The organism is Plantactinospora sp. WMMB334, assembly GCF_049179095.1.
Lineage (GTDB): Bacteria > Actinomycetota > Actinomycetes > Mycobacteriales > Micromonosporaceae > Plantactinospora.
In genome coordinates this window covers 5,865,453-5,884,335 of the sequence record NZ_JBMHME010000002.1, presented here as the reverse complement: position 1 = coordinate 5,884,335, position 18,883 = coordinate 5,865,453, and the positions used below count along the sequence as shown (strand labels likewise).

Below are 18,883 nucleotides of genomic sequence, written 5' to 3'. Positions count from 1 at the left end.
CCATGACCGATATCAAGGCAGAGATCGACGTCCTGCCGGGGCTGGACTCGTCCGCCCGGCTGCTGGAGGTCGAGGGTCTGCGCGTCGAGTTCCGTACCCAGGTCGGGGTGGCCAAGGCGATCAACGGGGTGGACCTGTACCTGGATCCCGGTGAGACGCTGGCGATCCTGGGTGAGTCCGGCTGCGGCAAGTCCGTCACCGCCCAGGCGATCATGGGCATTCTCGATTCGCCGCCCGGCTTCGTCACCGGGGGTGCGATCCGCTATCGCGGCGTCGACCTGCTCAAGCTCCCCGAGGAGCAGCGCCGCAAGGTGCGCGCCAACCACATCGCGATGATCTTCCAGGACGCGCTCTCCGCGCTGAACCCGGTCTTCTCGGTCGGATTCCAGCTCGGCGAGCTGTTCCGGATGCATCGGGGGATGTCCCGGCACGACGCGAAGAAGCGGTCGATCGAGCTGCTCGACATGGTCAAGATCCCGGCCGCCCGGCAGCGGATCAACGACTATCCGCACCAGTTCTCCGGCGGCATGCGGCAGCGCGTCATGATCGCGATGGCACTGGCGCTGGACCCCAAGGTGCTGATCGCCGACGAGCCGACCACCGCGCTGGACGTGACCGTGCAGGCGCAGATCATGAACCTCCTCGCCGAGCTGCGGCGGGAGCGGAACATGGGACTGATCCTGATCACCCACGACATGGGCGTGGTCGCCGACGTGGCCGACCGGATCTCGGTGATGTACGCCGGGAAGGTGGTCGAAGAGGCGCCGGTGCTGGACATCTACGCCCGGCCGGCGCACCCGTACACCAAGGCGCTGCTGGAGTCCATTCCTCGGCTGGACCACAAGGGGCAGCAGCTCAACGTGATCCGGGGACTGCCGCCCAACCTGACCCGGATCCCGGCCGGCTGCCCGTTCCACCCGCGCTGCGGGTACGCCCGCGACGCCTGCCGGGTCGACCCGGCCCCGCAGCAGTACGACGTGGCACCGGGCCGGACGGCGCGTTGCCACTTCTGGACGGAGGTGGTCGGCGATGAGCCAGCCGTCAGGTAACGACGTGGTGCTGGAGACCCGCGACCTGGTCAAGCACTTCCCGATCACCCGGGGCATCGTCTTCCAGCGGAAGATCGGTGCGGTGCGCGCGGTCGACGGCGTCGACCTGCAACTGCGCCGGGGCGAGACCCTCGGCGTGGTGGGCGAGTCGGGGTGCGGCAAGTCGACGCTGGCCAAGCTGCTGGTCGGGCTGGAGAAGCCGACAAGCGGCTCGATCGACGTCCGGGGCCAGGACATGACCCGGCTGGCCGGCGGCGCCCTGCGGCGGGCGCGGCGTCACATCCAGATGGTGTTGCAGGACCCGTACACCTCGCTCAACCCGCGCATGACGGTCGGCGACATCATCGGCGAGCCGTTCGACATCCACCCGGACGTGGTCCCGGGGGCGGACCGGAAGAACCGGGTCCGGGAGCTGCTGGATCTGGTCGGGCTGAACCCGGAGCACATCAACCGGTATCCGCACCAGTTCTCGGGTGGGCAGCGGCAGCGGATCGGCATCGCCCGGGCGCTGGCGTTGCAGCCGGAGATCATCGTCTGTGACGAGCCGGTCTCGGCGCTGGACGTGTCGATCCAGGCCCAGGTGATCAACCTGCTGGAGCGGTTGCAGCAGGAGCTCGGGCTCTCGTACATCTTCATCGCGCACGACCTGTCGGTGGTGCGGCACATCGCCGACCGGGTCGCGGTGATGTACCTCGGCAAGATCGTGGAGATCGGTGTCGAGGACGAGATCTACGAGCAGCCGACGCACCCGTACACCCAGGCGTTGCTCTCGGCGGTGCCGGTGCCGGACCCGACCCTGCGCGGTCAGCGCGACCAGATCGTCCTGGAGGGCGACGTGCCGTCGCCGGCCAACCCGCCCTCGGGGTGCCGGTTCCGGACCCGGTGCTGGAAGGCGCAGGAGATCTGCGCGACCCAGGAGCCGGCACTGGTGGAGCGGGAGCGTTCGGCGCATCCGAGCGCGTGCCACTTCGCCGAGGAGCGGGACGTGGTACACGCGCACATGGTCGACTAGACCGGTCAGGCGTCGGTGGCGGGCCTGACCCGGCCGCCACCGGTGGTAGTAGAACGCCTCCTCACTGCCCGGGGCGCGGGCCGTCATCCATGCGGCCGGCGTCCCGGGCCCGCGTCAACCGGCTCCGCCCGCGTCACCAGGCTGCTCAGGTAGCGCGGGCCGGCTGTCCAGAGCGCGTGGGATGGTCAGTGCGGCCGGCTGCCTAGTGCGGGCCGGCTGTTCAGTGCGGGCCGGCTGCTCACTGCGGGCCGGCTGTTCAGAGCGGGCCGCGGCCGGCGCGGAGCAGCAGCAGGGCGAGCTGGGTGCCGTCCGCGCCGAGTGCCTCCCGGAAGCGGTCCAGGATCTCGCGCTCCCGGGAGAGGACGAGCCGGGTGCCGCCGGAGGCCATCCGGGTCCGGCCGACCTGCTGGGAGAGTGCGGCCCGCTCCTGCCAGAGCGCGATCAACTCGCGGTCGATCTCGTCGATCCGCCCGCGTAGCCCGAGAATGTGCTCCGAGGCGTCCGGTGCGCTGGTCCCGGTCACGGGCTCGGCGCCGTTCGACTCGACGGGTTGCTCCGCCACCTCTGCTGCCACCTCTGCCGCCATGGGGTCCTCCCTGCCAGTTGGCCCCGGTGCCTGGATCCCGACGCGAAAAGCCCCGGGCTCCAGGAGCCCGGGGCTTTCGTAGGTCATGTCTCAGGCGCGACCCACGGCTGCCGGACTCCCGGAGCCGTAGTAAAAGTAGGGCCGCACCCGATGGATCACGGCTTGAGTATGCCCAGCCAGCGATGGCTTGGCAAGCACATCGCCGATCCCCGCCCGACGGCCCGGTGGGGGCGTACGGCCCGGCGCAGGCGTACCTTGTCGGCCCGGCGGCATAGACTCGCGGAGCGATGCATGCTCTCTTCGAACCCCCGCCGCCCTCCGTCCCTCCGGCCGAGGACGCGCCGCGCCGCCGGCCCTCGCCCGCTGACCCGCAGGCCCTGTTGGCAGGGCTGAACGGGCCGCAGCGGGACGCGGTGACCCATTCGGGCTCGCCGCTGCTGATCGTGGCGGGCGCCGGCTCGGGCAAGACCCGGGTGCTCACCCACCGCATCGCGTACCTGCTCGCCGCCAGGGACGTGCACCCGGGGCAGATCATCGCGATCACCTTCACCAACAAGGCGGCCGGTGAGATGAAGGACCGGGTCGCCGCGCTGGTCGGCGGGCGGGCCCGGCTGATGTGGGTCTCGACGTTCCACTCGGCCTGCGTACGCATCCTGCGGGCCGAGCACGAGCACGCCGGCCTGAAGTCGACGTTCTCGATCTACGACGCCGACGACTCGCGCCGGCTGATGCAGCTTGTCACCCGCGAGCTCGACCTCGATCCGAAGCGCTATCCGGCGCGCGGCCTGACCACCCAGGTCTCCAACCTGAAGAACGAGCTGATCGACCCGGAGACCTTCGCCGCCCGGGCGTCGGGGCCGAACGAACGGGCACTCGCCGAGGCATACACGCTCTACCAACGGCGGCTGACCGAGGCGCACGCGCTGGACTTCGACGACCTGATCATGACGACCGTGCACCTGCTCCAGTCGCACCCGCACGTCGCGGAGAGCTACCGTCGTCGCTTCCGGCACGTTCTGGTCGACGAATACCAGGACACCAACCACGCGCAGTACACGCTGGTCAAGGAGCTGGTGGGCGGCACGCCGGGGCTGGAGCCCGCCGAGCTCTGCGTGGTCGGCGACGCCGACCAGTCGATCTACGCGTTCCGGGGCGCCACGATCCGCAACATCCTCGAGTTCGAGCGGGACTTCACCGACGCCCGCACCATCCTGCTGGAGCAGAACTACCGCTCCACCCAGACGATCCTCAACGCCGCCAACGCGGTCATCGAGCGCAACAGCTCCCGCAAGCCGAAGCGGCTCTGGAGCGAGGCGGGGGCCGGCGAGCAGATCGTCGGCTACGTCGCCGACACCGAGCACGCCGAGGCGGACTGGGTGGGCCGGGAGATCGACCGGCTCTGCGACGCCGGTGCGGCCCGTCCGGGTGACGTCGCGGTCTTCTACCGCACCAACGCCCAGTCCCGGGTCTTCGAGGAGGTCTTCATCCGGGTCGGCCTCCCCTACAAGGTGGTCGGCGGGGTCCGGTTCTACGAGCGTAAGGAGGTCCGGGACGCCCTTGCCTACCTCCGCGCGGTGGTCAACGACGACGACACGGTAAGCATCCGGCGCATCCTGAACACCCCGCGCCGGGGCATCGGCGACCGGGCCGAGGCATGCGTGGAGGCGCTGGCCACCCGGGACCGGATCTCGTTCGGCGCCGCGCTGCGCCGGGCGGCCGAGGCGCCGGGCATCTCCACCCGGGCCGCCAACGCCATCGCCGAGTTCGTCTCGCTCCTCGACGAGCTGCGCGAGCTGGCCGGAACCGCCCTGCCGGAGGAGGTGCTGGAGGCGGCCCTCACCCGCTCCGGCTACCTCGGCGAGCTGGAGGAGAGCATCGATCCGCAGGACGCCGGCCGGGTGGAGAACCTCCAGGAGCTGGTGAGCGTCGCCCGGGAGTACACCGAGCGGGTCGAGGCGCTGGCCGACGAGGGCGGCACCGGCGCGACCCTGGCCGGCTTCCTGGAGCAGGTCGCGCTGGTCGCCGACGCCGACCAGGTGCCGTCGGACGACCCTGACCACCAGGGCGTGGTGACCCTGATGACCCTGCACACCGCCAAGGGCCTGGAGTTCCCGGTGGTCTTTCTGACCGGCCTGGAGGACGGCGTCTTCCCGCACCTGCGCGCGCTCGGCGACAACCGGGAGCTGGAGGAGGAGCGCCGGCTGGCGTACGTCGGGATCACCCGGGCCCGCAAGCGGCTCTACCTCTCCCGGGCGGTGACCCGGTCGGCCTGGGGGCAGCCCTCATACAACCCACCGTCCCGGTTCGTCGACGAGCTGCCCGGCGACCTGGTCCGCTGGGAGCGCACCGGCGCCGCGTACACGTCGTGGTCGGGGACGGGCGGCGGCGTGGGTGGCCGGTCCGGCGCCGAGGAACGCTCCGGCGGACACCGGGGCGGCGGCTTTGCCGGGGGTACGCCGAAGGCCGCCCAGCTCGCCTCGCGGCTCGGCATCGACGGGAGCCGGCTCAGCACCGCCAGCGAGCTGAAGCAGCCGCCCAAGGTCGCCGTCGGGGACCGGGTCAACCACCAGCGGTACGGCCTCGGCCGGGTGCTGGCGGTCGAGGGGCACGGTCCGGGCGCCCGGGCCCAGATCGACTTCGGCGACCAGACGCTCTGGCTGGTGCTCCGGCACGCCCCGATCGACAAGCTCTGACGGAGCCACCGGCGACGAGCGGCCCGCCAGGGGTTGCGCAGGGTTCGTGGAATGCGTCGGCGAGGTGCCACCAGGGCGCCCGGTCAGCAGCCCAGGTCGACGCCGCGGGCCCGCATCCAGGGGGCCGGGTCGATCTGGTTCCACAGCCCCTCGTGCACCTCGAAGTGCAGGTGCGGTCCGGTGGCGTCGCCGGTGGCACCCTCGTACCCGATCACCTGGCCGGGGGTGACCCGCTGGCCGACGCTGACCACGGTCCGGCTCTGGTGGGCGTAGTGGGTCAGGTAGCCGTTGCCGTGGTCGACGACCACCGAGATGCCGTATCCGGCGAAGACCCAGCCGGTGTTCACCACCGTGCCGGCTCCGGCGGCCCGGATCGGGGTGTCCGCCGGCATCGCCAGGTCGACGCCGGCGTGCATCGTCCCCCAGCGCGGGCCGTAACAGGAGGTGACGCCGGCGCCCGGCATCGGGTTGATCCAGGCCGGCGCCGTGCGGCTGGCGGCCGGGCTCGCCTTCTTCGCGGGCGTGCTGCTGCGGGCCGGTCCGGCGGTTGCCGGTGTGCCGCTGGTGGAGGTGCTGGGCGTGGCGGCGCTCGGCGTCGGAGCTGGGGTGGCCGTGGGGATGCCCTCCCGCGCGGACCGGTCGGCGCGTCGTGCGGCGGCGGCCCGCGCCGCCTCCTGATCCGCCACCGGGACCCGCTCGGACGCCCGGTCGCCGCCCGCGCCGACGGTCACCGCCGTCACCGCGCCGGCCACCGCGACAACGAGCAGCGCGACCAGCCCGGGGACGAGATACGGGCGGCGGCGGCCGAGCCGGTGCCGGGCGACGCCGGTCCGGCCGCGGCGCGGGCCCGGCCCGGGGCCCTGCGGATCAGCGCTCGGCGTCGTGGCATCGTTCGGCGTGGCGCGGACGGTCGGCTCGGCGGCGCCGGTCGGGTCGGGCTGGGTCGGGTCGGGCTGGGTCGGGTCGGTCTCCGGCACGACGGGTCCCTTCCGGAGGCGGGGGCATGGACCCGGAAATCGTGGCGGCGGGCCGGTGCCTGATCGCCGCCGGGGCGTCGGAGTGGACCGGTGGGCGGGGAACGGTGGCCGGGGTTACGCCGGAAATGCCGACGGCTGGGCGCTTTCCGGCGTACCGCCGGTGTGCGGCGGGTCACCCCGGCCGGTGTGACGGAGGGAACTTCGCCGGGCCGCCGGAATACGAAAAACCGCCCGACCGGTGCCGGTCGGGCGGTAAAGTAACGTTACGGAGAGTCAGGAAACGGGTACCTCTCCGTAAAGGTCGTCGACCTGGAGCTGGATGTCCACTCCCCGGTCCCGCAGGTAGGGGATCGGGTCCGTCGGCTTGCCGTTGACATGCAGCTCGAGATGCAGGTGGGAGCCGTAGGAGTGGCCGGTGTTGCCGACCAGGCCGAGCGGATCGCCGGCCTTGACCTCCTGCCCCTCGCTCACCAGCAACTTCGACGAGTGCCCGTAGATGGACTCGGTCCCGTCGGGGTGCTGGACGATGACGCAGTAGCCGTATCCGCCGTACCAGCCGGCCTTGGTCACCGTGCCGGCGTGCACCGCGTTGTAGGGCGTGCCCTCGACGGCGGCCAGGTCGATGCCGGCGTGCAGCTTGTTCCACTTCATCCCGTAGGGCGAGGTGAAGTGATATTCCTCCAGCGGAAGCCGCCAGACCTCCGGGGCGGCGGCCAGCGTGGAGGCGAGCCCGTCCTCCCGGTCGTCGGTCCGGGATGCCCGCTCGGCCTCGGCGTCGGCGGCCCGGGCGCTCAGATCCTCGCTGGTGGCGGCGGCCTTCTCCAGGTCGGCGAGTGCGGACGGGCTGACCGCCTTGGCGTCCGGCAGAGCTCCCGCGCCGAGCGCGACGACGCCGGCGCCGACGAACGCGGTGGTGACGACGGCGGCGTAACGGCTGCGCGGGGGCGTGGGGACGCGTCGTCGCCCTCGATAGCGATCGGGCTCAGACGACAGGCGCTGGCGCACGCACACCCTCCGTTGTCGGGTCAGTGTTGCGACCGTCACCGGCGTTCGAGGATCGAGGTGAACTCCGGTTGACCGCGTTGTCACCCGGTCATGGACCTGATGGCAACCGTGGGCCACGGTAGCCAACCCCTAGGCGCGCCACAAGTCGCAGCGCCATATTGCCGGATCGCTGTGCGGTTGTCCGTCATGGAATGCCATATCTCGTAACCTTTTGCGACCGACCTCGTTATTGACGCTCAGTCACCGTGTCGGCAGCATCCTGTCATCGGGTCGGTGTGACTCGGGGCGATCCCGGAGCCGCTGCTCGGGGGATCGCCGGATGGCTTCCCGGGTGGTCGGCGACTGGGTTACCGTTCGTTAAGGTGGGTCTGACCGGTGTCCTGGAGAGGTGTTGCGCTGATGAGTTCTCGGATCCGGGTCGTCGTCGCCAAGCCCGGCCTGGACGGGCACGACCGGGGCGCCAAGGTGGTCGCCCGAGCCCTGCGGGACGCCGGCATGGAGGTCATCTACACCGGCCTGCACCAGACGCCCGAGCAGATCGTCGAGACGGCGATCCAGGAGGACGCCGACGCGATCGGCCTCTCGGTGCTCTCCGGGGCGCACATGACGCTCTTCCGCCGGGTGCTGGAACTGCTCGCCGAGCGGGACGCGGCGGACCTGGTCGTCTTCGGCGGCGGGATCATTCCGGAGGCGGACATCCCGGAGCTGGAGCGGATCGGCGTGGCAAGGATCTTCACCCCGGGCGCCACCACCGGCTCGATCGTGGAGTGGGTGCGGGCCAACGTGGGTCAGCCCGTCGTCGGCTGAAACGCCGCGACCGGTCCCGACGCCTGCTCGACCCCGGCCCGCGCCTTCCCGGTCCGTTCCGGCATCTCCTCGAACGACGGCATCTCGTCGACGCCCGGCATCATCCTCGAAGGACGGAGAACCGGCGAGCGGATCGGTGCGCGATGGGGGAGAGGCCGGACGCACCCCTCACACGTCCGGCCTCTCTATGCACGATGCCCCGCCGCCACCCCTCGACCGACAGGGCATCGGCCGTATCCGTCTTTGCGCTCCCCCCAGCGCTCCGACATCAGACTCAACGACGTCCCTTACGCCGGGTTACGCCGCCCGGGGAATCTTTTCCCGGGCCCACCTCCGGCGGGGTTTCCGCGCCCGCCGTCGACGAGCACGTCGGCGGCGGCGAAGGGTGCCTCCGGCGGCGGCGAGAGGCGCGTCCGTCGACGGGGTGGGTGACTTCCGGCGGTTGTGGGTTACCGCACACCGAGCACCCACGTGGATGCCGGCCGTGGTCGCCTCGCTAGGCTGCGGCGATGGCCTGTTCTGCGTACGTCGGGCCACACTCATTCACACGCTGGCGGCGGTGCGACGGCGCGCCGCGGAGACGGGACGGGACGCGCAATCGTGGACCTGTACGAATACCAGGGGCGTGAGCTGTTCGAGCGGCACGGGCTGCCCGTGCTGGCCGGCGGCGTAGCGACGAATCCCGAGGAGGCCCGCGCGATCGCCGAGCGCCTCGGCGGCCGGGTGGTCGTCAAGGCCCAGGTGAAGGTCGGTGGCCGGGGCAAGGCGGGCGGCGTCAAGCTGGCCGAGGGAGCGGACGAGGCGGTGGCCCGGGCCACCGACATCCTCGGCATGGACATCAAGGGCCACACGGTCGACAAGGTCATGCTGACCGTGACCGCGGACATCGCCGAGGAGTACTACTTCTCCTACCTGCTCGACCGGGCGAACCGCACCTTCCTCTGCATCGCCAGCGTGGCCGGCGGGATGGACATCGAACAGGTCGCGGCCGAGACGCCGGAGCGGGTCGCCAAGGTGGCGATCGACGCGAACGCCGGCGTCGACGAGGCGAAGGCGCGCGAGATCGTCGAGGCGGCCGGCTTTCCCACCGAGCTGACCGACCAGGTGGTGCCGATCGCCGTACGCCTGTGGCAGGCGTTCGTGGCCGAGGACGCCACGCTGGTCGAGGTGAACCCGCTGGCCCGGACGACCGACGGCACGGTGCTCTGCCTCGACGCCAAGGTCTCGCTCGACGAGAACGGCGCCTTCCGGCACCCCGACCACGAGGCGCTGGTGGACCAGGCGGCGGTCGACCCGCTGGAGCAGCGGGCCAAGGAGAAGGACCTCAACTACGTCAAGCTCGACGGCGAGGTCGGCATCATCGGCAACGGTGCCGGCCTGGTCATGTCCACCCTCGACGTGGTGGCCTACGCGGGCGAGTCGCACGGCGGCGTCAAGCCGGCGAACTTTCTCGACATCGGCGGCGGCGCCAGCGCCGCGGTGATGGCGAACGGGCTGGAGATCGTGCTCTCCGACCCCTCGGTGCGCAGCGTCTTCGTCAACGTCTTCGGCGGGATCACCGCCTGCGACGAGGTCGCCAACGGCATCATCCAGGCCCTCGCCCTGCTCGCCGAGCGTGGCGAGACGGTCGACAAGCCGCTCGTGGTGCGGCTCGACGGCAACAACGCCGAGGCGGGGCGGGCCATCCTCGACGGCGCCGCCAACCCGCTGGTGCAGCGGGTGGACACTATGGACGGTGCGGCCCAGCGGGCCGCCGAGCTCGCGGCTGCGGGGGTCTGAGATGGCAATCTGGCTGACGAAGGAATCGAAGGTCGTCGTACAGGGGATGACCGGTTCCGAGGGCATGAAGCACACCCGGCGGATGCTGGCGGCCGGGACCAATGTGGTCGGCGGGGTCAACCCGCGCAAGGCCGGCCAGAAGGTCGGCTTCGAGGGCCTCAACGACGGGGTCGAGCTGCCGGTCTTCGCGAACGTCGCCGAGGCGATGGCGGCCACCGGCGCCGACACCACGGTCATCTTCGTGCCGCCGCAGTTCACCCGGGCGGCCGTGGTCGAGGCGATCGACGCCGGCATCCCGCTCGCGGTGGTGATCACCGAGGGCGTGCCGGTGCACGACACCGCCGCGTTCTGGGCCCACAACCTCGCGCAGGGGGAGCGGACCAGGATCATCGGCCCGAACTGCCCCGGCATCGCCTCGCCGGGTGCTTCCAACGCCGGCATCATCCCGGCCGACATCAGCGGTGCGGGCCGGATCGGCCTGGTCAGCAAGAGCGGCACCCTGACCTACCAGATGATGTACGAGCTGCGCGACATCGGCTTCTCCACCTGTGTCGGCATCGGCGGCGACCCGATCATCGGGACCACGCACATCGACGCGCTCGCCGCGTTCCAGGCCGACCCGGAGACCGACGCCATCGTGATGATCGGCGAGATCGGTGGTGACGCCGAGGAGCGGGCGGCCGAGTTCATCAAGGCCAACGTCACCAAGCCGGTGGTCGGCTACATCGCCGGGTTCACCGCCCCGCCCGGCAAGACCATGGGGCACGCCGGTGCCATCATCTCCGGCTCGGCCGGCACCGCCGATGCCAAGAAGGCCGCCCTGGAAGCGGCGGGGGTGAAGGTCGGCAAGACGCCGAGCGAAACCGCCCGGCTGATGCGCGGACTGATGTCGGGCAACTGACCGGATCGGCGAGACCGGGGCCGGCCCGCGGATGTCGCGCCGGCTCCGGCCGTCCGTTGTCGTGCCGGCTCCGGCCGTCCGTCCTCGCGCTGGCTTCGGCCGTTCCTCGTCGCGCCGGCTCCGGCCGTTCTTGTCGCGCCGGCTCCGGTCGGCCGTGCGGTGGTGTCGTGGATGTGTGGCCCCGCTGTTGTGCCAGAGTAGGCGCTGATGCCACCACCCACCGTTCCTGACCGGTCGGGCCGGCCGGAGCCGCCGGAGGCCGACCCGACCGCGCCGGCCGGACGTCGTGCGGAGCCGGCGGAGGTCGATCCCGCCGGTCGGCGTGCGGAGCCGCGGAGCGGTCCGGCCGGTCGGCGTGCGGAGCCGGCGGAGCTCCCGGAACGACGGCGCAACGGGCCGGGCGGTAAGGTTCCGGCGGAGGAACAGCCCGGGCTCGACCGTGGTGGTGCTGCCCACCGCCCGCGCCGGGTGCCCCGGCAGCGCCGGAGCGGGACCGGAGGTCCCGGCCGGGCTCCGCTGGCGGTGGCGGCGGCGGTGGCCGCCGGCTGGGCGGCCCTGGTCGGCTACCTGCCGGTCGCTGCGGTGCTGGGAGCGGCCCGGCTCGCCGACGGCGGCGGCGACCTCGCCGGTGCCGCGCGCCTGGGCCTGGCCGGCTGGTTGCTCGGGCACGGCGTGCCGCTGCAGACCGACGCCGGGCCGTTCGGCCTGCCGCCGCTCGCCCTCGCCATGCTCGCGGCCTGGCGGCTGAACCGGGCCGGTGTGCACGTCAGCAGGGCGGCCCGGATCCGGGAGCGGCCGACGGCGGGCCGGGCACTCGCCGTCGCGGGCGCGGTCGGCATCGGGTACGGCGTACTCGGCGCACTGGCCGCGCTGCTGCTGGGCGGCGGTGGGCCGAGCGCCGCACCGCTGCGGGCCGGGTGGACGCTGGCCGCCTTCGGCACCGTCGCCGCGCTGTTCGGGGCGGTGCGCACCAGCGGCGTACTGGTGATGGTGGCCCGGCGTACCCCACTGGTGCTCCGGGACGGGCTGCGTACCGGGGTCGTCGCGGCCCTGCTGCTGCTCGGTGCCGGTGCCGGTGCCGCCGGGTTGGCCGTGGCGACCGGCGGCGGGGAGGCCGCCGACATGATCGGGGCCTATCGCACCGGTCTGCCCGGCCAGGCCGGCATCACCCTGGTCAGCCTCGGCTACGCACCGAACGCGGCGGTCTGGGCCGCCAGCTATCTCCTCGGGCCGGGATTCGCCGTCGGCACCGACACCGCGGTTCGCAGCTCCGAGGTCTCCATCGGGGCGCTGCCGGCCGTACCGTTGCTGGCCGGGCTGCCGCAGGGGCCGCTCGGCGGGGTCGGTGGCGCCGTGCTCGCCGTACCGGTGCTGGCCGGCATGGCCGCGGGATGGCTGCTCGCCCGGCGCAGGATGCGCTCCGCGGTCGAGCGGAACGCGGCACCGCCCGGCTGGGCGACGCTGATCGGCGCGGCCGCGGTCGGCGGACCGGTCGCCGGGACGGTGTTGGGGCTCGCGGCGTTCCTCTCCGGCGGGCCGCTCGGCGGCGGCCGGCTCGCCGAGGTGGGGCCGGTCTACTGGCAGGTGGCTGCCGGAGGGACCGTCGTCGTGCTGGTCGGCACCCTGATCGGCGCCGTCGCGACCCGCGCGATCGGCCGCGGCTGAGAGCGGCCGAGGGCTGACAGCAGCCGTGGGCTGAGAACGGCCGGGGGCTGAGAACGGCCGAGGGCTGAGAACGGCCGTGGGCTGAGAACGGCCGGGGCTTGTTCGCCGGGGGTGTTCGGCGGGCTGGGGAAGCGCTTGGGGCGCCCCGGAACCTCCGGAGCGCCCCACTGCGGCTGTCACCGTTTCCGGGCGGCGCCGTGCCCCCCGGGAACGGTCACGGGGTGTAGGAGAATCCGTTGACGTTCAGCACGACCGCGAGAATCGCGTTGGCCACCCCGAGGACCAGGCCGACCGCGCCGCAGATCAGACCGGCCGTGGCCTGGCCCCCGTTGCTGGCCTCGCCCCGGCTGGCCTTGCCCCGGCCGAGGTAGCCGAGCACGATGGCGGCGATGCCGGCGACGATGCCGAGCGCGGCGCAGCACGCCGCCGGGATCGAGATGATGCCGACGATCATCGCGATCAGTCCGAGCGTGTTGTTCTGCCCGCCGGCCGGGGCGTATCCCCCGGTCTGGTAACCGGGAGCCGCGCCGTAGGGCTGGCCCGGCATCGGCTGCTGGCCGTACGGATCCTGGTACGGCTGCTGCGCGTCCTGGTACTGCGGCTGACCGTACGGCTGGCCGGAGGTGGGCGGCTGACCGTAGGGCTGGCCCGAGGTGGGCGGCTGACCGTACGGCTGGCCCGAGGTGGGCTGCTGCGGCTGCGCGTACGGATCCTGCGGTTGCGGTGCGTTCGGATCCGACGGCTGCTGCCCGTACGGGTCCTGGCCTGGGTAGCCGGGCTGCATGACAAGACTCCTTCGACAGGTCCTACGGGTTAGACGTTAGCCGCGTTGAGGTTGACGACGAAGCTGATGACGCAGCAGACGATGGCGAGTACGTACCAGCAGATGCCGATGATCAGGGCCAGCTTCGACCACTTACGCGACTCGGCGGCGGCGGCCTGTGCCGCAGGGTAGTTGCCCTGCTGCAGCAGCGGGTTCACCTTCGAGGCGTTGATGATGGCCGGGATGGCGAGGGGCCAGAACAGGAAGACCGCGACGATGGACATCGTCATGTTGTTGTTGATCTCCTGCGGGGGGTGCGAGGGGTAACCGGGCTGCATGTGTGTTGGCTCCTTGGGCCTGAACTCAGCGCATCTGAGAAATTACCGAGGGTCTATTTGTCGGGGTACAGCGGTGCCCCGAGCGTCCGGCAGCGTACCCAATCAGCGCCACTTTGGTGGTCCGCCCTGCGCCCGACATGCCGATCGTGACCGGCGGCGCGTCTCCGGCGGGCGGGCTGTCCCCCCGGCCGACCCGGATCGCCCGCCGCGCCGGGAAGCCGGCCTGACCTGCCCGATAGGGTGCTGGGGTGACTGAGCCCGCGTCGGCAGCCCGCATCGTCGTCCTCGTCTCCGGCTCCGGAAGCAACCTCCAGGCCCTGCTCGACGCCGCCGCGGACCCGGCGTACGGGGCCCGGGTGGTGGCTGTCGGCGCGGACCGGGACGGCATCGCCGGACTCGACCGGGCCGCCGCTGCCGGGGTGCCCACCTTCGTTGACCGGGTCCGGGATCACCCGACCCGGGAGGAGTGGGATCGCGCGCTCACCGCGCACGTCGCGGAGCACCGACCGGACCTCGTCGTCTCGGCCGGCTTTCTCAAGCTGGTCGGCGGGCACTTCCTGGCGGCCTTCGGCGACCGGTACGTCAACACCCACAACTCGCTGCTGCCAGCGTTTCCCGGCATGCACGGCCCGCGCGACGCCCTCCGCTACGGAGTCAAGCTCGCCGGCGCCACACTGTTCTTCGTCGACGCCGGTGTCGACACCGGACCGATCGTCGCCCAGGTGGCAGTGCCGGTGCTCGACGAGGACGACGAGGAGACCCTCACCGAGCGGATCAAGGTGGCCGAGCGACGTCAGCTCGTCACGCAGGTCGGCCGGCTGCTCCGGGAGGGCTGGACGATCACTGGAAGGAAGGTCACGATCGGAGTGAGCGACTCACGTTCGGGCGCGGACGGCCGGCGGCCGATCAGGCGCGCGCTGGTCAGCGTCTACGACAAGAGCGGGCTGGTCGAGCTCGCCAGGGCGTTGCACGACGCCGGTGTCGAGATCGTCTCGACCGGAAGCACCGCGGCGACCGTCGAGGCGGCCGGGATCCCGGTCACCCCGGTCGAGGCGGTGACCGGGTTCCCCGAGGTGCTGGACGGCCGGGTCAAGACGCTGCACCCGAAGGTGCACGCCGGGCTCCTGGCCGACCTGCGGCTCGATCGGCACGCGGCGCAGCTCGACGAGCTCGGCATCGCCCCGTTCGACCTGTTGGTCTCCAACCTCTACCCCTTTGCCGAGACGGTCGCCTCCGGTGCGGACTTCGACGGTTGCGTCGAGCAGATCGACATCGGTGGGCCGGCGATGGTCCGGGCGGCCGCCAAGAACCACGCCTCGGTGGCGGTGGTGACGTCGGTGTCGGCGTACCCGTCGGTGCTGGCGGCCCTGGCCGACGGCGGTTTCACCGCCGCACAGCGCCGGCAGCTCGCCGCCCGCGCCTTCGCCGACATCGCCGGGTACGACGTCGCGGTGGCGAACTGGTTCGCGGTGCGGACCGGGCCGGAGGAGCAGGAGTGGCCGCCCTTCGCCGGCCAGGTGCTGACCGCGCCCACCCCGCTGCGGTACGGCGAGAATCCGCACCAGGCGGCGGTGCTCTACGTCGACCCGGCCTCCCCGCCCGGGCTGGCCCAGGCCGTGCAGTTGCACGGCAAGGAGATGTCCTACAACAACTACGTCGACGCGGACGCGGCCTGGCGGGCGGCGAACGACTTCGTCGACCGGCCGGCGGTGGCGATCATCAAGCACACCAACCCGTGCGGCATCGCCGTCGGGGTCGACGTGGCCGACGCGCACCGCAAGGCGCACGCCTGCGATCCGGTCTCCGCGTTCGGTGGGGTGATCGCGGTCAACCGGCCGGTCTCGGTCGCCATGGCCGAGCAGGTCGCGGAGGTCTTCACCGAGGTGGTCGTGGCGCCCGACTTCGAGCCGGGCGCGGTCGACGTGCTCTCCGGCAAGAAGAACATCCGGCTGCTGCGGGCGCCGGCCTGGGCGCCGTACCCGGCGGAGTGGCGCCCGGTCAGCGGGGGCGTACTGGTGCAGATGGCCGACCGGGTGGACGCGCCGGGCGACGACCCGGCCGCGTGGCGGCTGGCCACCGGCGAGCCGGCCGACGCGGCGACCCTGGCCGACCTCGCCTTCGCCTGGCGCGCGGTCCGGGCGGTGAAGAGCAACGCGATCGTGCTCGCCGCCGACGGTGCGACGGTCGGGGTGGGGATGGGACAGGTCAACCGGGTCGACTCGGCACAGCTCGCCGTCGCGCGGGCCGGTGCCGACCGGGCCCGGGGCGCGGTCGCCGCGTCGGACGCGTTCTTCCCGTTCCCGGACGGCCCCAAGGTGCTGGTCGACGCCGGGGTCCGGGCGATCGTCCAGCCCGGCGGCTCCCTGCGCGACGAGGAGGTGGCGGCGGCGGTCGCGGCGGCCGGGATCACGATGTACTTCACCGGCACCCGCCACTTCCTCCACTGATTCCTGTCGGGGCCGCCGGTCCCTGTCCGGGGTGCCGCCGGTCCCTGTCCGGGGGTGCCGCCGGTCAGCCGACCCGCAACACCACGCTGCCGGTGGCACCGCCGGACCGGTTGGCCCGCAGGGTCCAGCAGCCGGCGGTGGGGAAGTTCCAGCCGGTGCCCCATTCGTCACCCGGCCGGGTCCAGGAGCTGCCGCCGTGTTCGACGGGTCCCCAGACCGGTCCGAGGTTGGCGCCGCCCGGACCGGTGGCCCGGATACCGAAGCTGCCGGAGCCGGTCATCCGCCAGACGATCTTCTCGTCCCGGCCTGCCCGCAACTCAGGGCCGCCGCGCGGGAAGAGCAGGCCCCAGAAGGAGTTTCCGGCGTTCGCGACGCCCTGCACCTCGGGTGGCCCCTCCGGCGGCTCCACCGGCGTCGTGCAGGTGGGGGCCGGGTCGGCCGCCGGTGCCGTCGCGGTCGCGGTCGCTTCGGCGGTGCCCCGGTCGTCCCCGGTGCAGCCCACCAGCGGGACCGTCGAGGCGACCAGGGTCAGCGTCACGAACAGTATTCGCACCATGTAGGACGAGAGCCCGGGAACCATTGTGTGGTTCCCGGGCTCTCCACCCCCGCCGTACGCTCGGTCCTGCCTCGCGCGCGCCGTCCATCCGTACCGGGCGGTCTGCCGCCCGGTCGGTCTCCGGATCCGCCGACCTGCTACCTCAGCTCTCCTAAGTGTCGTTAGATGCTAATATCGATGTGTTACCAGGTCAGGGCATCGATGGGAGGGGCGCTCCGATGATACGGCGGGGATCGCGGGCCGGAAACCGGGTTCGCTTCGCCAACAAGGACGCCCTGTTGGCCGGTGGCGCTGACGTGCGGGCGCTGCGGTATCAGCGGGCCAGCCAGGACAGGAAGGAACAGGGTAAGAGCGTCGGCGATCAGGGCAAGCTGAACCTCACGGAGATCACGAAGCGGGGTTGGGCGGACGCCGGGTCGTTCACCGACAACGACCGGTCGGCCAGTCGGCACGCGACGAAGGACCGGCCCGAGTTCGAGTTGCTGATCGAGCAGATCAAGGCTGGCAAGGGTGACGTGCTGGTGATCTGGGAGATCTCCCGCAAGGAGCGCGACCTTGCGGTGTACGTGAAGATTCGGGACATGTGCACCGAGGTCGGCCTGTACTTCTGGCTGGTCGGCGGAGTGCTGTTCGACCTGCGGGACAAGAACGACCGGATGATGCTCGGCTTCCAGGCCGTGCAGGCGGAGTGGCTGGCCGACTCGATCCGCGACAACGTGTTACGCGGCATCGTCGGCGCCGCTGAGGCGGGGCGCCCACACGGAAGGCTGACCTATGGCTACCGGCGGGTCTACGACCAACGGACGAAGGCGTTGCTGCGGCAGGAGCCGGACACCGAGATCCGCAAGGCGGTGGCGGCGGACGGGACGGTGACCGAGTACAGCCACGCCGGGATCGTGCGGGACAGCTTCGCCAAGGTGGCCAGAGGAGTTCCGCTGATCACGATCGAGAACGAGTTGAACGGCTGCGGTATCCCATCGCCGCGAGGGTCGACGTGGCGGCGGGCGATGATCCGCAAGCAGGTGTTGAACCCCGCCTACATCGGCAAGCGGGTGTTCAGGGGCGAGGTGATCGGGGACGGCATCTGGCCGGCGCTGGTGGACGAGGACACGTACTGGGCGTGCGTCCGCCTGCTGGAGGACCCGTCCCGGACGACGACCCGCGCAGGACGCGCCGTCCATCTGCTGTCCTACATCGTCCGCTGCGGGGCGTGCGACGGGCCGATCGCGTCCAGCCACGGGAACCATCGGAGTCGGGAGGGACGGTTGTACTCCTGCCTCCGTAAACGGTGTGCCGCCGTCAAGTCGGAGTTTCTCGACGAGTACGTGCAGCGGACCGTGGTGGCGTGGCTGTCCCTGCCGGAGACTGGCGAGATGTTGTCGGCCCTGTCCGGTGGAGACGAACAGGTGGCGCATGCCCGGGCCGAGGCGGCACGGTTGCGGGCCGAGTTGGAGGATTGGCGCAGGCTCGCCGAGAGCGGCGATGTTACGGCGATCTCGTTCGCCCGCGCGGAGAAGGGATTGACGGCGCAGATCGCCGAGCATGAGGAGCGCGCGCAGGAGGCGGGTATCCCGCCGGTTCTGCGCGGGATGCTCGGTGAGCACGCGGCGCGGAAGTGGGCTGAGTTGGGTGACGAGGTTGCGGTGAAGCGGGAGATCATCCGCACCGTGGCGGAGATCCGGCTGCTGCCGGCCGGTAAGGGCAGCCGACAGCCATTTGGGGCGCATCGCTTGGAGTGGAAGTGGCGGTTCGGAACGGAAGCCGAAGAAGACAGGGCGTAAGCGGCTGGACGACATGAGCGCCGGGGTGGGCCGATCCTGCTGGGTCGGCCCACCCGGCGTATGCATGTCAGGCTGCCCGGTCGGTGGGGGTGGTGTCGCGTTCGTTCCACCGCAGCATCCGGGCTACCCGGATCGCCACGTCCGGGGTCAACGGTGGCGCCGTTCGGGCGAGTGCCTGGATCTCGTCTTCGGTCGTCGGGTCGAGTAGGTGGCGGGCCATCGGTAGCGTCCCCCGTGCGTCCGGATGGCCGGGTGTGGTGGCGTTCGGATTGTCGTTGGGGGTGGGATCGCCTCCCGGCGTCGCCGCGCGGTTGAGCGTTCCCCGGTCGCCCCGTGGGCGACGGCGCGGGTTAGGTGTCGTCTGGCTTGTGGCCATGTCCCTCCGCTGTGGATGGCGCTCGTCGGGTCCGGTGTGTTGTGGTCATCGCTGTTCGCCTTTCGTTAGTTGAGAATGACGCGCAGGCGTTACCACCCGCGCTACCCGTAGCCGCCGGTAACGGCTTATCCGTCAGGAGTCGGTACGG

16 protein-coding genes are annotated in these 18,883 nt (G+C 71.8%); 9 read left to right on the top strand and 7 right to left on the bottom strand.

Going from position 1 to position 18,883, the window contains the following annotated elements; translation table 11 throughout:
• Positions 1-2: 2 nt before the first annotated feature.
• Positions 3-1,049: an ABC transporter ATP-binding protein gene (locus ACN27G_RS25115; protein ID WP_421495222.1), complete on the top strand. Its 1,047-nt coding sequence runs from the start codon at positions 3-5 to the stop codon at positions 1,047-1,049.
• The gene (locus ACN27G_RS25110) at positions 1,030-2,061 is read left to right on the top strand and encodes an ABC transporter ATP-binding protein (protein WP_421495221.1); all 1,032 of its coding nucleotides are present in this window, start codon (positions 1,030-1,032) and stop codon (positions 2,059-2,061) included. The genes ACN27G_RS25115 and ACN27G_RS25110 overlap by 20 nt, the downstream gene beginning before the upstream one ends.
• A 256-nt stretch (positions 2,062-2,317) precedes the next feature.
• Here ACN27G_RS25110 and ACN27G_RS25105 read toward each other — a convergent pair whose 3' ends face one another.
• Complete coding sequence (locus ACN27G_RS25105; protein WP_421495220.1) at positions 2,318-2,647, bottom strand: chorismate mutase; 330 nt, start codon at positions 2,645-2,647, stop codon at positions 2,318-2,320.
• 287 nt (positions 2,648-2,934) lie between these two features.
• Here ACN27G_RS25105 and pcrA point away from each other — a divergent pair, with 287 nt between their 5' ends.
• Positions 2,935-5,340: a DNA helicase PcrA gene (gene pcrA / locus ACN27G_RS25100; protein WP_421495219.1), complete on the top strand. Its 2,406-nt coding sequence runs from the start codon at positions 2,935-2,937 to the stop codon at positions 5,338-5,340.
• A gap of 83 nt (positions 5,341-5,423) precedes the next feature.
• Here pcrA and ACN27G_RS25095 read toward each other — a convergent pair whose 3' ends face one another.
• Positions 5,424-6,317: a M23 family metallopeptidase gene (locus tag ACN27G_RS25095; RefSeq protein ID WP_421495218.1), complete on the bottom strand. Its 894-nt coding sequence runs from the start codon at positions 6,315-6,317 to the stop codon at positions 5,424-5,426.
• Positions 6,318-6,590: 273 nt separating this feature from the next.
• Positions 6,591-7,322, bottom strand: a complete 732-nt coding sequence (locus tag ACN27G_RS25090; protein WP_421495217.1) for a M23 family metallopeptidase — start codon at positions 7,320-7,322, stop codon at positions 6,591-6,593.
• 399 nt (positions 7,323-7,721) lie between these two features.
• Here ACN27G_RS25090 and ACN27G_RS25085 point away from each other — a divergent pair, with 399 nt between their 5' ends.
• The 4 genes from ACN27G_RS25085 to ACN27G_RS25070 all read left to right on the top strand — a co-directional run bounded on the left by ACN27G_RS25085 (position 7,722) and on the right by ACN27G_RS25070 (position 12,474).
• Entirely contained in the window at positions 7,722-8,129 is a 408-nt protein-coding gene (locus ACN27G_RS25085; RefSeq protein WP_421495216.1) for a cobalamin B12-binding domain-containing protein, read from the top strand.
• A gap of 600 nt (positions 8,130-8,729) precedes the next feature.
• Positions 8,730-9,908, top strand: a complete 1,179-nt coding sequence (sucC, locus tag ACN27G_RS25080; RefSeq protein ID WP_421495215.1) for an ADP-forming succinate--CoA ligase subunit beta — start codon at positions 8,730-8,732, stop codon at positions 9,906-9,908.
• A 1-nt stretch (position 9,909) separates the two neighbouring features.
• Positions 9,910-10,809: a succinate--CoA ligase subunit alpha gene (gene sucD / locus ACN27G_RS25075; RefSeq protein WP_421495214.1), complete on the top strand. Its 900-nt coding sequence runs from the start codon at positions 9,910-9,912 to the stop codon at positions 10,807-10,809.
• A gap of 207 nt (positions 10,810-11,016) precedes the next feature.
• Positions 11,017-12,474 carry a DUF6350 family protein gene (locus tag ACN27G_RS25070; protein WP_421495213.1) on the top strand — a complete coding sequence of 486 codons (1,458 nt, stop codon included), beginning with the start codon at positions 11,017-11,019 and terminating at the stop codon, positions 12,472-12,474.
• A gap of 214 nt (positions 12,475-12,688) precedes the next feature.
• On the opposite strand, the gene ACN27G_RS25065 is transcribed toward ACN27G_RS25070, so the two are convergent.
• Together ACN27G_RS25065 and ACN27G_RS25060 are read right to left on the bottom strand one after the other, a co-directional pair.
• Positions 12,689-13,258: a hypothetical protein gene (locus tag ACN27G_RS25065; RefSeq protein ID WP_421495212.1), complete on the bottom strand. Its 570-nt coding sequence runs from the start codon at positions 13,256-13,258 to the stop codon at positions 12,689-12,691.
• A gap of 29 nt (positions 13,259-13,287) precedes the next feature.
• Complete coding sequence (locus ACN27G_RS25060) at positions 13,288-13,575, bottom strand: CD225/dispanin family protein (protein WP_421495211.1); 288 nt, start codon at positions 13,573-13,575, stop codon at positions 13,288-13,290.
• A 248-nt stretch (positions 13,576-13,823) separates the two neighbouring features.
• Between ACN27G_RS25060 and purH the strand changes: the two genes are divergently transcribed.
• Complete coding sequence (gene purH, locus ACN27G_RS25055; RefSeq protein WP_421495210.1) at positions 13,824-16,022, top strand: bifunctional phosphoribosylaminoimidazolecarboxamide formyltransferase/IMP cyclohydrolase; 2,199 nt, start codon at positions 13,824-13,826, stop codon at positions 16,020-16,022.
• A 64-nt stretch (positions 16,023-16,086) separates the two neighbouring features.
• On the opposite strand, the gene ACN27G_RS25050 is transcribed toward purH, so the two are convergent.
• Entirely contained in the window at positions 16,087-16,575 is a 489-nt protein-coding gene (locus ACN27G_RS25050; protein ID WP_421495209.1) for a hypothetical protein, read from the bottom strand.
• Between the two features lie 221 nt (positions 16,576-16,796).
• Between ACN27G_RS25050 and ACN27G_RS25045 the strand changes: the two genes are divergently transcribed.
• Positions 16,797-18,359 (top strand): recombinase family protein, encoded by a 1,563-nt coding sequence (locus ACN27G_RS25045; RefSeq protein WP_421495208.1) that lies wholly within the window; start codon positions 16,797-16,799, stop codon positions 18,357-18,359.
• 67 nt (positions 18,360-18,426) lie between these two features.
• Here ACN27G_RS25045 and ACN27G_RS25040 read toward each other — a convergent pair whose 3' ends face one another.
• Positions 18,427-18,579 carry a hypothetical protein gene (locus ACN27G_RS25040; protein ID WP_421495207.1) on the bottom strand — a complete coding sequence of 51 codons (153 nt, stop codon included), beginning with the start codon at positions 18,577-18,579 and terminating at the stop codon, positions 18,427-18,429.
• Positions 18,580-18,883 lie beyond the last annotated feature (304 nt).

Coding starts and splice junctions, on each gene's coding strand:
- ACN27G_RS25105 (WP_421495220.1), bottom strand. CDS start 2,647: ATGGCGGCAGAGGTGGCAGCAGAGGTGGCGGAGCAACCCGTCGAGTCG.
- ACN27G_RS25115 (WP_421495222.1), top strand. CDS start 3: ATGACCGATATCAAGGCAGAGATCGACGTCCTGCCGGGGCTGGACTCG.
- ACN27G_RS25065 (WP_421495212.1), bottom strand. CDS start 13,258: ATGCAGCCCGGCTACCCAGGCCAGGACCCGTACGGGCAGCAGCCGTCG.
- ACN27G_RS25040 (WP_421495207.1), bottom strand. CDS start 18,579: ATGGCCCGCCACCTACTCGACCCGACGACCGAAGACGAGATCCAGGCA.
- ACN27G_RS25045 (WP_421495208.1), top strand. CDS start 16,797: ATGATACGGCGGGGATCGCGGGCCGGAAACCGGGTTCGCTTCGCCAAC.
- ACN27G_RS25085 (WP_421495216.1), top strand. CDS start 7,722: ATGAGTTCTCGGATCCGGGTCGTCGTCGCCAAGCCCGGCCTGGACGGG.
- pcrA (WP_421495219.1), top strand. CDS start 2,935: ATGCATGCTCTCTTCGAACCCCCGCCGCCCTCCGTCCCTCCGGCCGAG.
- sucD (WP_421495214.1), top strand. CDS start 9,910: ATGGCAATCTGGCTGACGAAGGAATCGAAGGTCGTCGTACAGGGGATG.
- ACN27G_RS25060 (WP_421495211.1), bottom strand. CDS start 13,575: ATGCAGCCCGGTTACCCCTCGCACCCCCCGCAGGAGATCAACAACAAC.
- ACN27G_RS25070 (WP_421495213.1), top strand. CDS start 11,017: ATGCCACCACCCACCGTTCCTGACCGGTCGGGCCGGCCGGAGCCGCCG.
- ACN27G_RS25110 (WP_421495221.1), top strand. CDS start 1,030: ATGAGCCAGCCGTCAGGTAACGACGTGGTGCTGGAGACCCGCGACCTG.